Origin of the sequence: Bacillus cabrialesii (assembly GCF_004124315.2) — a bacterium.
Lineage (GTDB): Bacteria > Bacillota > Bacilli > Bacillales > Bacillaceae > Bacillus > Bacillus cabrialesii.
Window position 1 is genome coordinate 1345816 of record NZ_CP096889.1, and the last position, 14501, is coordinate 1360316.

Sequence of the window (14501 nt, forward strand, 5' to 3'; positions counted from 1 at the left end):
ATTAAATTAGTTTTAAACCGCTGATCAAAATGATGGACGCCATAATAAATTGCAGCGGACGCGGGGAGAATCGTGGCGAGAGATGGCTTCCAATCAGCACGCCGGGAATCGAACCGATCAGCAGATTAGCGGCCAGCATGTAATCCACGCTTCCAAAGCTTGCGTTCAAAATGCCTGCTGCCGTAACGAGAAGAAAAGCATGCGCAATATCTGTTCCGACAATCTGTGACGCTTTCATGTTGAATAAGTAAATCATGGCAATTGCAAATAGCGACCCGGAACCGATTGATGTTAATCCGACGATAAATCCAAACACAACACCAATAAGAATCGTCAGCGCCCGCTTGTTTTCAAGCGGCATCAGCTGCCAGCGGTTCGGACGAAGTTTTCTATCCAAAAACAAACGAACGATGATTGAGATGGCAACTAGCGTTAACACATAGCCAAGAGCGTGCTTAATAATTTCTTCCTGATGCTGATGGAAGGCGGGGAACAAATGCAGTATGCCAATGGCTAGTGAAGCACTCGGAATACTGCCGATCGCTAAGTATTTGACCAGCTTAAAATTAATTGTTTTCTGCCGCCAATGGGAGGCTACGCCAAACAGCTTTGTGATCGAGTTATATACAAGATCCGTACCGACGGCGATTGAAGGATTAATTCCAAGCACAATTAAAAGAGGAGTTAATAATGCCGCTCCGCCCACTCCCGTCAATCCGACTAAGGCTCCGACAAACAAACCCATCAATATGATGCTTACACTCATGATAAAGGCCTCCTGAAAACCCGACTATTTTTATCAGATTATATATGATTGGGACTCGTTAATCAATTAAATTTTTTGAATTTTGGCACGTTGGATGCTTGAAATTTTGATATGCTCAATATCTTTATTCATTAGCCCTTTAATGAGTGTCTGGACGACATCTGGCGGTGAACTGAAGGCATAAAAAAAGATACCCCTGAACAGGTATCTTTTTTCTCGTTTACGTTACATGCGCTGCTGATAGAAAGGAAGCTCCGTGTGGCCCATTTCCCGCACATAAACAAACAGGTTGCCTTTATGGTGTATTTCATGCTCCATTGCAAGCTGAAGCAGCGCGCTGCCTGTGGCTTTTCTGCCGAAAACGGCTGTCAGATCAATTTCCCTGTCCAGCTGTTCTTCAGTCAGCTGTTCAAGGATAGCGGCTGTTTTTTCTGTATATGCTTTTGCCAGAACATTGAGATCTGTTTCTGTTTCTTCCTGCTTATTTTGAAATGGTGAGGCATTGCCTTCTTTAATGACATTGGCAAACAGGTGGAAAGTCGTAAACATGTGTTTGACCAGCTCTTCCGCTGACATTGACGTTTCAGCCGGTTTGTAGCTGTAATGGTCTTTGCTGATTTTTTCAGCAAGCTCATTGGTCACGTTTCGATGGGATAAAAAATGGCTGACAATTTGATTGGATTGGCTCATTATGATCTCCTCCATATGTAAAAATAAATGGTGCAATGAAATCCTATATCAACGGTTAGCAATTCACAAGCAATATGCTGTGGTTGAAACAAAATACTGTGTGAGGCAGTTCTGAATCTGTTCATTTTGTTGCGGTTAGCCGAAATTCGACAATTGCGGTTATTTTGCGTTCTTCTTTTTCTAGCAAATATGATAAAATATGACATATCTCGGGTAATTCAAAAAGGGGGGATTAATTGAGGATGAAGCAGACGATTCCGTCCTCATATGTCGGGCTTAAAATTAATGAATGGTATACCCATATCCGGCAGTTCCACGTGGCAGAAGCCGAACGGGTCAAGCTCGAAGTAGAGAGAGAAATCGAGGATATGGAAGAAGACCAAGATTTGCTGCTGTATTATTCTTTAATGGAGTTCAGGCATCGTGTCATGCTGGATTACATTAAGCCTTTTGGAGAGGATACGTCGCAACTGGAATTTTCAGAATTATTAGAAGACATCGAGGGGAATCAGTACAAACTGACAGGGCTTCTCGATTATTACTTTCATTTTTTTCGAGGAATGTATGAATTTAAGCAGAAAATGTTTGTCAATGCCATGATGTACTATAAACGGGCAGAAAAGAATCTTGCCCTCGTCTCGGATGATATTGAGAAAGCAGAGTTTGCTTTTAAAATGGCCGAGATTTTTTACAATTTAAAACAAACCTATGTTTCGATGAGCTATGCCGTTCAGGCATTAGAAACGTACCAAATGTATGAAACGTATACCGTCCGCAGAATCCAATGTGAATTCGTTATTGCAGGAAATTATGATGACATGCAGTATCCAGAAAGAGCATTGCCCCACTTAGAACTGGCTTTAGATCTTGCAAAGAAAGAAGGCAATCCCCGCCTAATCAGTTCTGCCCTGTATAATCTCGGGAACTGCTATGAGAAAATGGGTGAACTGCAAAAGGCAGCCGAATACTTTGAGAAATCTGTTTCTATTTGCAAGTCGGAAAAGTTCGATAATCTTCCGCATTCTATCTACTCTTTAACACAGGTTCTGTATAAACAAAAAAATGATGCCGAAGCGCAAAAAAAATATCGTGAAGGATTGGAAATCGCCCGTCAATACAGTGATGAATTATTTGTGGAGCTTTTTCAATTTTTACATGCGTTATACGGAAAAAACATTGACACAGAATCAGTCTCACACACCTTTCAATTTCTTGAAGAACATATGCTGTATCCTTATATTGAAGAGCTGGCGCATGATGCTGCCCAATTCTATATAGAAAACGGACAGCCCGAAAAAGCACTTTCATTTTATGAGAAAATGGTGCACGCACAAAAACAAATCCAGAGAGGAGATTGTTTATATGAAATCTAAATGGATGTCAGGTTTGTTGCTCGTTGCGGTCGGGTTTAGCTTTACTCAGGGGATGGTCCATGCAGGAGAAACAGCAGACACAGAGGGAAAAACATTTCATATTGCGGCACGCAATCAAACATGATGATGATAAAAAGACCCTCAGGGGTCTTTTTTATTTCAGCTTCCATTCCTTTATGGTCAGTTCAGAAGAACCGTTTGCCACCAGCGGATCGGCATGTCCGATTTCCGCCGCCTCTTCCAGCGAACCTGCTTCGATGACATAAGCTCCGCCTGTGGCGTCGCTGAATGGCCCGAACATCTTTAAGCGATTTTCTGCCTGCAGGCGGTCCAAAAATTGATAATGTCCGGCTACATGCTCTTGATTGAATTGATCTGTTCTCGTGGTCAGCATTAAGTATGTATTCAAGATCATCCCCTCCTTTTGAACTTCAGTTTAACACAATGATCCATATTCCGGTGACGTATGTATGAGCTTTTCGTCCTACGAATGCCACCTATTGGTGAAAAAGAAAAAGGAGAGATGATAGGTGAGCATTCAAGTAAAGAAAAATTTGGTTTCTGAGGCAAAATACGCGCTGAAGTGCCCAAATGCAATGTCCGCTGAATACATTACCATTCACAACACGGCAAACGATGCGTCAGCAGCTAATGAAATCAGCTATATGATCGGGAACACAAGCTCGACAAGCTTTCACTTTGCGGTGGATGATAAAGAGGTGATTCAAGGCCTGCCGCTTAACCGAAACGCCTGGCATACGGGAGACGGCACAAACGGTACAGGTAACCGCAAATCAATCGGCGTAGAGATTTGCTACAGCAAATCGGGAGGTCCAAAGTATGAGGCAGCCGAAGCCTTGGCGATTTCATTTGTCGCACAGCTTTTGAAGGAGCGCGGCTGGGGAATTGATCGGGTGAGAAAGCATCAGGACTGGAGCGGAAAGTACTGCCCGCACCGCATTTTATCAGAGGGACGCTGGGATCAAGTGAAGGCGGCAATTGAGAAGGAGCTAAACGGAGCCGTATCAGCGAAAAAGGCTTCAGTCTCTTCTGCGGCGTCTGAATACCATGTGAAAAAAGGCGACACACTGTCAGGGATTGCCGCATCACACGGTGTTAGTGTGAAAACACTGCAAAGCATAAACCGTATCACCGACCCGAATCACATCAAAGTCGGACAGGTGATTAAGCTGCCACAGCCGGCATCTTCTTCTAAAAGCCATGCCGCGTCTTCCTATCCGCTCCCATCCGGAGTGATCAAAGTGACAAGCCCGCTTACGAAAGGGACAAACGTTAAGCAAGTGCAGACCGCTTTAGCCGCCCTTTATTTTTATCCTGATAAAGGAGCGAAAAATCACGGCGTTGACAGCATCTATGGCACGAAAACAGCAAATGCTGTGAAACGTTTTCAGTCTGTCAGCGGATTAACGGCAGATGGGATTTACGGTCCGAAAACGAAAGCGAAAATAGAGGCAAAGCTGTAACTAAAAAAACGGAAGCTGCCAGGCTTCCGTTCTTCTTACAGACAAACTGCGGCAAGCACCTTTTGAATATCATAAATGCTTTCATCTTTTTTAAACTGCTTCGAGACAGCGGGAAGCTCCGCGCCGGAAATCCAGATTTTCAACTCTGAATCAAGGTCAAAGCGTCCGGCTGTTTCCACGCTGAATCTGGAAATGCTTTTGTACGGAATCGATTGAAATTCCGTTTTCTTCCCTGTGATTCCCTGCTTATCTACAAGAATAAGCCGCTTCTCAGTAAAGACAAGTATATCGCGAATCAGTTTAAATGCAGCATTGACATTCTCCCCCTCCAGCAAAATATGAGCCAGTTCTTCTTTCGCCGCAGCCGTGGACAGTGTTGACGCATTGCCAAGTAAACCATCAATAAATCCCATCATATACCTCCTGGTACGTATTTTATCCAATCATACTATAAAAAAAGTTTTCATTCATTATTGAATTAGAGTAAACTGGTGCTGACTGATGAAGGAGAGCGTTCAAATGAAAGATATGTATGACAGCTTTGCAGCCCTTTCTGCTTCTGAATCGGAGTACCGGATTATTTATGAGGAGAAAACCGGAAGTGAGCATATCGTCCTCGGTCCCCACGGCGGCAGAATTGAGCCTGGCGTCAGTGAGCTGGTGCGGGCATTTTCCGATCAATGCTCGATTTATTTGTTTGAAGGTGTAAAGAAGCGGGACAATCGTTCCTTGCACCTGACAAGCACACGTTTTGACGAGCCGCTGGCTTTAGAAAAAGTGAACGCCCACCATTATGCACTAGCATTTCATGGGTATCATGATCCGAAAACACCGCATACATTGGTCGGAGGCGCGGATCGTAAAAAAGCCGAGCTTATTTGCGAGCGGCTGAATGAAGCGGGCTTCAGTGCTGAGCTCACGAGTGAGGAAGACCGGCTGGCAGGTGTGCATCCGAAAAATATTGTCAATCGGACGAAAAGGGAAATGGGACTGCAATTGGAAGTAAGTTCGGCACAGCGAAAGGCGTTGTTCCGAAATTTTGGCTGCCGCAATGAAAGTTACATACAAAATGATTTGTTTTGTCGATATGTGGAAGCTGTTAAACTTGGTTTTTATGATTGAATAAAACGGACCTGCACGATCGGCCCATTTCTTCATACGCTGTGGTTGTGCGATAGTGTAGGGAGGAATGAATATGTTTTATCATATTAAAGAGCTTCAATATCAAGCTAAGCCTGCTCATCCAGATCCGGTTTATGCGAAAAAGCTCCAAGAGGTGCTGGGTGGCCAATACGGTGAAATCAGTGTTATGATGCAATATTTGTTTCAGGGTTTTAACTGCCGTGCAGACGCGAAATATAAAGATTTGCTTTATGATATTGGTACAGAAGAGATCGGGCATGTGGAAATGCTTGCAACGATGATCTCCAGGCTTTTGGACAATGCACCGGCTGATGTGCAGGAAAATGCTTATAAAAGTGATCCCGCTGTGGCGGCAGTGTTGTCCGGAATGAACCCGCAGCATGCAATTGTCGCAGGTTTGGGCGCGATGGCGGCTGACAGCGAAGGATATCCATGGAATGCCAAATATATTATTTCAAGCGGAAACTTGCTCGCGGATTTTCGCGCCAACTTAAATGCGGAATCCCAAGGACGCCTTCAGGTGACACGGCTTTATGCCATGACTGATGATCCAGGGGTAAGAGATATGCTGTCATTTTTGATTGCAAGGGATACTTATCATCAAAATATGTGGTATGCGGCCATTAAAGAGCTGGAAGAAAGAGAACGGGATATTGTCGTTCCAACGACGTTCCCGCGTGAGCTCGAAAAGGGGGAAGTGGCCTATGACCTGTTTAACTTTTCCAGAGGGGATGAAAGCTCACAAGGAAGATGGGCTCATGGCGAAGCCTTTGACGGCCGGGGCGAGTTCAGGTATATCCCGGCGCCGATTGCGTTCGCGTCTGCGCCTCATCTTAAACCGGCGCCAATGTGGCTGCAGAATACCATTCCTCCGATGTCAAAATATTAATACTTATTCCGGGCCGAGGACAAATATCCCCAGCCCTTTTTTATCAGCTGTTTTTGCCGATATGATATAACGATTTTTCTTCAGCAACCTGCAAGTGCTGCTGATCGCCTTCCTCGTATACATTTGGCCGCTTGTTGGATAATAAGTAAGCGAGCCGCTTCTGAAATTGAATACCTGCTTTACGCCGTTCAAACATTTCAAGCCTTTTTTCAGCAAATTCCTTTGTTACCCGGAATACCGCCGCGATTGTGGCAAGCGCCTGGCTTCTCCATTGCGGCAGTTCCATCTGCAACAGCATAAAGGTTGGCACACAGAAGTGATACATAAATTGATTCGCCTGAAATTCCTGCAGTTCCCGAAAGAGCTTGTTCATCTGAAAATGATTGCCTGCATGCTTTAACACGTGGCACAGTTCATGGCCAAAATCCTCCCATTGCTCTTCCCGTGATTTTCTCTGGTTCAATACGATACTGTACATACCGTCGTATTTGACCATCATGCTCCCCATATCCTCAAAATGAACCCAAATATCCAGGTCCTTTGCGATTTTCAGCATGTCAATGTGATGGGGAGAGGTGATGCCCAGCCGGTTGTATAAATTTTTTACGTATTCCTCCAGATGTGATAAGTAATCGCCCAATTGAATACTCCCTTTCGAACATGTGTTCTATTTTTAGCGAGAAAGAAAAGCCCTTATAGGACTGGAAAGTGTGTTGAAATCTTTCCCTTTTCTTAAAAAAATAAACACTTTTTTCTTTATATCGGTCTATTTTTTATATGTTTTAGAGAACAGAGAAAGTTATTTATTTTTCGGTTTGCGGTTTTTCTCTTTTTCTTTTAAATAGTTGATAAATTCGATGGCCTGCTGCTTGCTTTCCGGGGAAAAATCCTGCATATCGCGGTATGCAAGCTGCAAGTCCGGATCTGAAAACATATCGTCGTCGGATTTTTTGTCTTTCCCTGTTAATAAGTAATCAGTCGTTACTTGAAAGTAATCAGCCAGCTTTTGGAGTGTGTCGTAATCAGGTTCGCTTCGCCCGTTTTCATAGTGGGAATATCGTGCCCGCGACACACCGATGTGAGATGCGATTTCTTCTTGTGTCCTTTTCCCTCTGAGACTCTTCAATCTGCCGCCTATCATACTATGACCTCTCTTTTTCAAACTCCCTAAGTTACTTATGATTATAGATACAATCTGTATCAAAATAAAGTTATGATAAAAAAAGTATCAAAAATTACTTGATGATACGGATTGTATCGTTTATACTTGGTAACAGTTGATACGAAACGTATCGAAAAAAGATCAGGAGAGTGATCACATGTATCCGATCCACATTGTTTTTAGTGAAAATCCCATAGATCAGCGCCACCTTGGACAAGCCGGCGGCACCATTTCGTTTACGGCATGCGGCCTTCCGGTGTTCCGCTTTGAAACACAAGAACAGTTTCAAACATACATGATGTTAAAAGGGGAAGCGGCAGCATATGAAAACCGATAAAAGCTATCCTTTTCCTACATATTCAGGGTTATTGAATTCAGAACATTATGACAAAATCGGCCCGGCGCTATGGCTGTTTCTCTGGTTTATCAGTTCAACAACAAAAGAAATTGAAAAAGACGGCGTAAGATGGGGAATCGTGCTCGGCCATAAGCCGTTAAAAGCGAGAGAAATGGCGGCTGTCTTCGGCGTAAGTGAGAAAACCGTCAGAAGATGGCTAGAGCTTCTCGAAACCAATGAGTACATCAAGGCTGTCCGTGCGCCATACGGACTGATGATTTCGGTCAAGCATTCCAAAAAATTCAGCTTCAGATCGGACAAAGTTGCCCAACGGAGCATAAAGGAACGGGCATTTTCGCCGCAGGCACCAGACACAGATGTCCGCTCTGATAAAGATAAAACAAACACATATACTGCTGCTGATGATGCAGTGGATCACATTGCGAAGCGGTTTACACAATTACGGTCGGCTCAAGAAGGACGCACCGTGTATCCTTCCTCAAGAGATTATCAAGCCATCGCCCGTATTGTCGCCATCGGCGTTCCAGTGACGCAAACAATCAAATGGCTTGAGGAATGCTTTCAAGCCTTTGAAAACCGGCGAACCGCCGCTTCAGAAACAATCAAGGCCTTTCGTTACTGCTCGAAATTCATTGAAGACCGATTTTTCGCGCAGCAGGCCAAAAAAAATGCCGCAATTCAACATGAGAGGATGGAAAGACATGACAAAACGAACAATCGAGCACATTTTGGACGAACTGAGAAGAGGGAGACGTCCATTACTGGCGGACAAACCGGCCGAATCAGACGCAAGCAGGTATGATTGCCCGCAATGCAAGGATCAGGGAGGCTATCTCGTTCACAAGAACGGCCTGGAAGTCTGGACGATGTGCAGCTGCATGGCAGAACGGAGGGTGAAGCGGCTGCTTGGCGCAAGTGAGATTACACACGCCTTTAGACAGCTGGGCTTCAGAGAATTTCGCACGGAGGGAAAACCGCAGGCCATAAAAGACGCGTTTGAATGCGCAAAAGAGTATGTGGCAGATTACGAACAAATCAAGGACAGCCGGAAAAACAGCATCGCCCTTTTAGGACAGCCCGGATCAGGGAAAACGCACCTTTTGACTGCTGCGGCCAATGAATTGATGAGAACTCGCCACGTGCCGGTCATTTATTTTCCGTTCGTGGAGGGCTTTACCGATCTGAAAAATGACTTTGACCTTTTGGAACAGAAGCTGAGCCGGATGAAGCAGGCGGGTGTGCTGTTCATAGATGACCTGTTTAAACCGGTTAATGGCAAACCGCGCGCTACAGATTGGCAATTAGAGCAAATGTATTCGGTGCTTAACTACCGCTACTTAAATCATAAACCGATTTTGCTTTCGAGCGAGCTGACGATTGAAACACTTGTCCGGGTCGATGAAGCGCTCGGCACGAGAATCTACGAAATGTGCAGCGACTATTTAGTGATTATCAAAGGATCAGCCTACGAGCTGAACCATAGACTGGAGGGCGTCAAATAATGTGCAAGCTTTGTCAAACAAAGAAAGTCATTGTGGAACATACCGGGATTGGAGCTGTTTTCCATCCATGTCCGAACTGCCGGTCCGGTACGGATTTAACGCCGGTCATTCAAAAGCTGGAGCAAATGCTGACAGCGGAAAAAGCGAGGATGAATGTCCGTGATTAAACAGCTGGCCGCTTTCATTGCTTTGCTGTTTCGGGCAAAGCGAACCGAAAAAAACATTGAACAATGGTATAAGGAAGACGGGAAGTGAAGCTATTGGAAAAAACAAAACAGGCAGAGAAAAGCCCTGCGCCTTGGCGTGCTGTCCCGTGCGGGGATACGAAACCGATTTATATTTATTCAGCTTACAGTGAAGAAGAAAAAGAAAGATTCCCATATTCAAACGGGCGGCTGATCGCCGCTGTATTCGACCTCAGCTCTTATTCGCAAAAAAGCAATGCCGCGTTGATGGCGGCTGCGCCCGAACTGCTGGAAGCGTCTGAAGCAGCTCTTGATTTTCTGAAAGGGAATTCTGATCATTCTAAGGAGCGCATCATTCAGCTATTAGAAAAGGCTAAAAATAGAGCTGAATCAGAAAGGGAGGAAAAGAAACATGATTAATCCAAAAAAATTGCTGAATATCGATTCCATCACACTGGAGAGCCAGCTGGAGGAGGGGAAAATCCGCGTGATTATAGTGGACGGCATCAAGCAGGAAGCATGGATCACAGAAGCGCCGGAGCATGGAAAAACGCTCGTCGAAACGAGAAAGGGCGACCTTGCCCGCGTGGAATTTGAAATCGGCTACAAATTAAACTAAAGCGAAAACAGAATACGTCCAAGACGGAAAGCCTGCGGACACTGATCAACTGCACAGCATTTGTGCGTTGATTGGTGTCCGTTTTTTATTGCCAAAAATAAGGAGGATCATAGAATGCAAGACTTACTATTTGAATATAAACGCACGCTCAAACAAACAAGAACACAATATAAACCGCTCGCTGAGGCAGATGAATCCGTGCTTTCAGCTGAAGAGCTGAAGGATAAAAAAATCATCAGAAATATGATTACTGATCTTGAATATGTAACAGAATGGCTTGAAAAAGGAAGACAGCCCGGCATCAGACGGGCGATTGACCGGCGTGACGCCTACCAGCGGCTGATGATCAAAGACCCGAGAATCATCGAATCATTTTCCAGCGCTATGATGTTTGAGCCGGACGGCCAGATATCAGAAGAAGACAGAGAGAGAATCCAAGAAGCGTTATCCCTGTTAACGGACAGAGAAAAAGAAATGTTTTTGCTGCACAAGGTAGAATGCTTTTCCTATGAACGGATCGCTGATCTTCTCGGCGTGAAAAAATCCACTGTGCAAACGACCATCAAACGGGCGATCATAAAGATGCAAAGACAGCAGGCGGAAATGAATCGATCCCTTGCCTGAATGCTTGTCATACGTTTGCCACCTATAAGTGAATAGAGCATGACACATAAGCGGCTGGCGAGATCAGCCGCTTTTATGAATAGACATCCATGCTGGAGGTGGCGGTGATGCCGTAGCATGAAAACACAACAGCGCGAACAAGCATTAGCAATCTATCAACAACATCAGGGAAACATCACAAATCGGGCGATCGCGGACATCATCGGCGTTTCCGCGAAAACAATCGGCATCTGGAAGAAACAAGACAAATGGAAAGAGGCCTTGTTTTCTGAAACCAGAAACGAACAAAAACAGCGCTGCATAGACAATGATGAACTAAATGAACGCCAGCGGCTGTTTTGCTTGTATTACGTCAAAAGCTTCAATGCCACACAGTCAGCAATCAAAGCGGGCTATTCTCCGGACAGCGCCCATGTGACGGGCAGCAGGCTGTTAAAGAATGAAAAGGTCGCTGCTGAAATCAGACGCATTAAAAAAGAAATGGTCAATGAAATGTTTATTGAAGCGATGGATGTGCTGCAGGTTTATATCAAGATCGCGTTTGCGGATATTACGGACTATGTGACCTTCGGAAAAAAAGAGGTCCAGGCTGTCGGAAAATCGGGGCCGCTGTTCGATGAAGATGATAACCCGATTATGAAGGAAATCAGCTTTGTCGATGTCAAAGACTCCGGGCTCGTTGACGGCACCATTGTGACGGAAGCGAAGCTTGGCAAAGAAGGCATCGCCATTAAGCTCGCCGATAAAATGAAGGCGCTCGAGAAACTGTCCTTATATTTTGATTTGTTTCCGGATCAATTGAAACAAAAAATTGAAAACGAGAAATTAAAGCTTGCCAAACAAAAAGCGGAGAAAACAGATGACAGCCAAGCGCCGATTGAAATCATGATCAAACGAAAAGAGGACAAGCCATGATTGTAAAAGAAATCAACCCTCATTTCGAAGATTACGTGTTCAACTGGGAGCAGACGTACCAGTTTCTCGTCGGCGGCTACGGCTCATCCAAAAGCTATCATACCGCATTGAAAATCGTGTTAAAGCTGCTGAAGGAAAAACGGACGGCTCTTGTCATCCGCGAGGTGTTCGATACCCATCGGGATTCGACCTTCGCCTTGTTTCAAGAGGTGATTGAAGAGCTCGGCCTCACAAAGGCTGCGGCATCTCTTTCTTCCCCGCTGCAGCTGCGGTTTCAAAACGGCAGCCGGATCATGTTTAAAGGAATGGACAATCCTGCGAAATTAAAATCAGTTCATAACATTTCATTGATATGGATTGAAGAATGCTCAGAGGTGAAGTATGAAGGCTTTAAGGAATTAATCGGCCGTCTTCGCCACCCTGGGCTGAAGCTTCATATGATCTGCACCACCAATCCCGTCGGCACCTCCAACTGGACGTACCGGCATTTTTTTCGGGATGAACGCAATAAACGGTTTGTGCTTGATGACAGCGAACTTTACGAAAAGCGGACGATTGTGAAGGGAGATACGTATTATCATCATTCCACAGCGAACGATAACCTCTTTCTCCCGAAAAGTTATGTGAAACAGCTTGACGGACTCAAGGCGTATGATCCTGACCTATACCGGATTGCCCGTAAAGGACGATTTGGCGTCAATGGGATCAGGGTGCTGCCGCAGTTCGAGGTGCTCCCGCATGATCAAGTAAAAGAACGCATCGCAGCCATCGGCCAGCCGATTCTTCGCACAGGCATGGATTTTGGATTTGAGGAATCCTACAATGCCGTTGTTCGGCTCGCCGTTGATCCTGAAAAAAAATATCTCTATATTTATTGGGAGTATTATCAAAACAAAATGACAGATGACAGGACGGCTGAGGAGCTGCGTGAGTTTATTGACACACAGGAATTGATCAAAGCCGACTCCGCTGAGCCGAAAAGCATCCAATATTTCCGCCAGCAGGGCTTTCGAATGGTCGGAGCCAGAAAGTTTCCCGGCTCCAGGCTTCAATACACCAAAAAGGTGAAACGATTCAAAAAGATCTTCTGTTCGGACCGCTGTGAAAATGTCATCTATGAACTCAAGACGCTGACGTACGCCAAAGATAAAAACGGCGCGCTGATTGAAGATGAATTCACGATTGACCCGCATACGCTATCTGCCATTTGGTATGCGCTTGATGATTATGAAGTGGCTGATATGAAAGAGACAGCACACAAACGAATCCGGCCGAACCGGGAAAGGAGGAGGTCATAAATGATGCATAATCAAACAGTCAGAGCGACTGTATTCAAAGCCAACGGCGCCGCTCCTCAGACAAAGCAAATCTATGAAGATGACTTTTCTGAGCTGTACGGAGAGGATATTATCGCACCGCCCTACAACATCATCGAGCTCAAAACCATTGCAGAATATTCGACGATTCTTCAGCAATGCATTGATGCGTACAGAGTCAACATTACAGGTTTTGGCTTCGATGTTGAGTATACGTTTGATGTCAACGCGAGCGACGTCGATCAGACGAAAAAGAAAAGAGCGGAAAAAGATTGGTCCAGACTTGAAGCCTTTTATAAATGCCTTCATTTTGACGAATCTGCTGAAATGATTTTAGGCTATGCCATCGAAGACAGAGAAAAAACAGGCAACGGCTTTATGGAAGTGCTGCGCGACGGAATGGGAAAACCGGCCGGCATCGAATATTTAGATGTGAAAAATATGCGTGTATGCGGAGCCGGGGAGCCTGTCGAAGTATCTTTTATGTATGAAGAAAACGGAAAAATGAAAAGAATCAAACGGCAAAAACGCTTCCGGAAATTTGTGCAGATGATCAATGGAAAGAAAGTGTTTTTCAAAGAATACGGCGATCCGCGAAACATGGACATGCGCACCGGTGAATATGTGAGCACGTTGGCAGAAAAGTACCAAGCAAATGAAGCCATTCACCTCAAAATCGGAAGCGGCGTATACGGCGTGCCCCGCTGGGTTGGCAATATCGTCAATTTATACGGAGCGCGAAAAGCGGAAGAGCTCAATTTCATGTATTTTAAGCAGGGCCGTCACGTACCCGCTGCCATCACAGTGGAAAACGGGATGCTGTCGGAAGCTTCTTACCGGGAGCTGCAAGAGTACATGAATGATCTTGAAGGCGTGGAAAACGCCCATAAATTTCTCCTGATTGAAGCGGAAGGAATCGCAAAAGAGAAGGATCTCCACGGGGGCGAGGATATCACGCCGGTGTCCGTGGAAATCAAATCCTTGGCGGAAATTCTCCAAAACGACGCTTTGTTTCTTGAATACGATGAAAAAAGCAGAAATAAGCTGCGCTCGGCGTTCCGCCTCCCGCCGCTGTATACAGGCGAGGCTCAGGAATACAACCGGGCGACAGCGGATACCGCCAGAAAAATTACGGAGGAGCAGGTATTTCAGCCGGAGCGAAAAACGCTCGTAAATAAACTGAACACGCTGCTTTTGCCGGAGCTGAATATCCATGATGTCAGGCTGACATTAAAAGGACCGGACTTTCGGGATCCCCTTGAGATTGCGAAAGTGCTCGGTCCTTTTATTACAGCCGGAGCGGTCTCGCCGAATGATTTACGCGACCTTGCCGGACGTGTGCTTGGCAAAACGCTGGAGGAATGGCCTGAGGAAATCTATAAACGGCCCGCAGGACAGGATGCGGAAAAAACAAATCTGACTGCGCTCATGCAGGAGCTGAAAGAAAGCATCGAAGCGATCAAAACGTCCTGAAG

General features: G+C 45.2%; 21 protein-coding genes. 15 read left to right on the forward strand and 6 right to left on the reverse strand.

Annotated features, from left to right (window positions below; all coding sequences use genetic code 11):
* Nucleotide 1: 1 nt before the first annotated feature.
* On the reverse strand, nucleotides 2-766 hold the full coding sequence (locus EFK13_RS06930) for a sulfite exporter TauE/SafE family protein (protein WP_003239147.1): 765 nt from the start codon (nucleotides 764-766) through the stop codon (nucleotides 2-4).
* A 225-nt stretch (nucleotides 767-991) separates the two neighbouring features.
* Complete coding sequence (locus EFK13_RS06935; RefSeq protein WP_129506001.1) at nucleotides 992-1456, reverse strand: DinB family protein; 465 nt, start codon at nucleotides 1454-1456, stop codon at nucleotides 992-994.
* Nucleotides 1457-1692: 236 nt separating this feature from the next.
* On the opposite strand from EFK13_RS06935, the gene rapA reads away from it, so the two are divergent.
* Nucleotides 1693-2829 (forward strand): response regulator aspartate phosphatase RapA, encoded by a 1137-nt coding sequence (gene rapA / locus EFK13_RS06940; protein ID WP_129506000.1) that lies wholly within the window; start codon nucleotides 1693-1695, stop codon nucleotides 2827-2829.
* The gene (gene phrA / locus EFK13_RS06945) at nucleotides 2819-2953 is read left to right on the forward strand and encodes a phosphatase RapA inhibitor PhrA (RefSeq protein ID WP_129505999.1); all 135 of its coding nucleotides are present in this window, start codon (nucleotides 2819-2821) and stop codon (nucleotides 2951-2953) included. The genes rapA and phrA overlap by 11 nt, the downstream gene beginning before the upstream one ends.
* Before the next feature lie 30 nt (nucleotides 2954-2983).
* Here phrA and EFK13_RS06950 read toward each other — a convergent pair whose 3' ends face one another.
* The gene (locus tag EFK13_RS06950; RefSeq protein ID WP_129505998.1) at nucleotides 2984-3238 is read right to left on the reverse strand and encodes a YciI family protein; all 255 of its coding nucleotides are present in this window, start codon (nucleotides 3236-3238) and stop codon (nucleotides 2984-2986) included.
* Between the two features lie 121 nt (nucleotides 3239-3359).
* Here EFK13_RS06950 and EFK13_RS06955 point away from each other — a divergent pair, with 121 nt between their 5' ends.
* The gene (locus EFK13_RS06955; RefSeq protein ID WP_129505997.1) at nucleotides 3360-4313 is read left to right on the forward strand and encodes an N-acetylmuramoyl-L-alanine amidase; all 954 of its coding nucleotides are present in this window, start codon (nucleotides 3360-3362) and stop codon (nucleotides 4311-4313) included.
* A 35-nt stretch (nucleotides 4314-4348) separates the two neighbouring features.
* Here EFK13_RS06955 and EFK13_RS06960 read toward each other — a convergent pair whose 3' ends face one another.
* Nucleotides 4349-4726, reverse strand: coding sequence for a PH domain-containing protein (locus tag EFK13_RS06960; protein WP_129506160.1), 378 nt, complete (start codon nucleotides 4724-4726; stop codon nucleotides 4349-4351).
* Between the two features lie 106 nt (nucleotides 4727-4832).
* Between EFK13_RS06960 and EFK13_RS06965 the strand changes: the two genes are divergently transcribed.
* On the forward strand, nucleotides 4833-5435 hold the full coding sequence (locus EFK13_RS06965) for a poly-gamma-glutamate hydrolase family protein (protein ID WP_129505996.1): 603 nt from the start codon (nucleotides 4833-4835) through the stop codon (nucleotides 5433-5435).
* A 73-nt stretch (nucleotides 5436-5508) separates the two neighbouring features.
* Nucleotides 5509-6345 carry a manganese catalase gene (locus EFK13_RS06970; protein WP_129505995.1) on the forward strand — a complete coding sequence of 279 codons (837 nt, stop codon included), beginning with the start codon at nucleotides 5509-5511 and terminating at the stop codon, nucleotides 6343-6345.
* A 43-nt stretch (nucleotides 6346-6388) separates the two neighbouring features.
* Here EFK13_RS06970 and EFK13_RS06975 read toward each other — a convergent pair whose 3' ends face one another.
* Both EFK13_RS06975 and xre read right to left on the reverse strand, forming a co-directional pair.
* On the reverse strand, nucleotides 6389-6985 hold the full coding sequence (locus EFK13_RS06975; protein WP_129505994.1) for an ImmA/IrrE family metallo-endopeptidase: 597 nt from the start codon (nucleotides 6983-6985) through the stop codon (nucleotides 6389-6391).
* Nucleotides 6986-7144: 159 nt separating this feature from the next.
* The gene (xre, locus tag EFK13_RS06980) at nucleotides 7145-7486 is read right to left on the reverse strand and encodes an HTH-type transcriptional regulator Xre (RefSeq protein WP_003232719.1); all 342 of its coding nucleotides are present in this window, start codon (nucleotides 7484-7486) and stop codon (nucleotides 7145-7147) included.
* 178 nt (nucleotides 7487-7664) lie between these two features.
* Between xre and EFK13_RS06985 the strand changes: the two genes are divergently transcribed.
* The 10 genes from EFK13_RS06985 (at nucleotide 7665) to EFK13_RS07030 (ending at nucleotide 14499) form a co-directional block, all read left to right on the forward strand.
* Nucleotides 7665-7844, forward strand: coding sequence for a hypothetical protein (locus EFK13_RS06985; protein ID WP_129505993.1), 180 nt, complete (start codon nucleotides 7665-7667; stop codon nucleotides 7842-7844).
* Nucleotides 7831-8667: a phage portal protein gene (locus EFK13_RS06990; protein WP_129505992.1), complete on the forward strand. Its 837-nt coding sequence runs from the start codon at nucleotides 7831-7833 to the stop codon at nucleotides 8665-8667. The genes EFK13_RS06985 and EFK13_RS06990 overlap by 14 nt, the downstream gene beginning before the upstream one ends.
* On the forward strand, nucleotides 8567-9367 hold the full coding sequence (locus EFK13_RS06995) for an ATP-binding protein (protein WP_129505991.1): 801 nt from the start codon (nucleotides 8567-8569) through the stop codon (nucleotides 9365-9367). The genes EFK13_RS06990 and EFK13_RS06995 overlap by 101 nt, the downstream gene beginning before the upstream one ends.
* On the forward strand, nucleotides 9367-9534 hold the full coding sequence (locus EFK13_RS07000; protein WP_129505990.1) for a hypothetical protein: 168 nt from the start codon (nucleotides 9367-9369) through the stop codon (nucleotides 9532-9534). Before EFK13_RS06995 ends, EFK13_RS07000 begins: the two co-directional genes overlap by 1 nt.
* 84 nt (nucleotides 9535-9618) lie before the next feature.
* Nucleotides 9619-9972 carry an XkdD/Y8K6 family phage-associated protein gene (locus EFK13_RS07005; RefSeq protein WP_129505989.1) on the forward strand — a complete coding sequence of 118 codons (354 nt, stop codon included), beginning with the start codon at nucleotides 9619-9621 and terminating at the stop codon, nucleotides 9970-9972.
* Nucleotides 9965-10171 carry an XtrA/YqaO family protein gene (locus EFK13_RS07010; RefSeq protein ID WP_129505988.1) on the forward strand — a complete coding sequence of 69 codons (207 nt, stop codon included), beginning with the start codon at nucleotides 9965-9967 and terminating at the stop codon, nucleotides 10169-10171. The genes EFK13_RS07005 and EFK13_RS07010 overlap by 8 nt, the downstream gene beginning before the upstream one ends.
* Nucleotides 10172-10285: 114 nt before the next feature.
* Nucleotides 10286-10795 (forward strand): sigma-70 family RNA polymerase sigma factor, encoded by a 510-nt coding sequence (locus EFK13_RS07015; protein ID WP_129505987.1) that lies wholly within the window; start codon nucleotides 10286-10288, stop codon nucleotides 10793-10795.
* Nucleotides 10796-10912: 117 nt separating this feature from the next.
* Nucleotides 10913-11710 (forward strand): phage terminase small subunit, encoded by a 798-nt coding sequence (gene xtmA, locus EFK13_RS07020; RefSeq protein ID WP_129505986.1) that lies wholly within the window; start codon nucleotides 10913-10915, stop codon nucleotides 11708-11710.
* Nucleotides 11707-13008 (forward strand): PBSX family phage terminase large subunit, encoded by a 1302-nt coding sequence (locus EFK13_RS07025; protein ID WP_129505985.1) that lies wholly within the window; start codon nucleotides 11707-11709, stop codon nucleotides 13006-13008. Before xtmA ends, EFK13_RS07025 begins: the two co-directional genes overlap by 4 nt.
* A 3-nt stretch (nucleotides 13009-13011) precedes the next feature.
* Complete coding sequence (locus tag EFK13_RS07030) at nucleotides 13012-14499, forward strand: phage portal protein (protein WP_129506159.1); 1488 nt, start codon at nucleotides 13012-13014, stop codon at nucleotides 14497-14499.
* Nucleotides 14500-14501 lie beyond the last annotated feature (2 nt).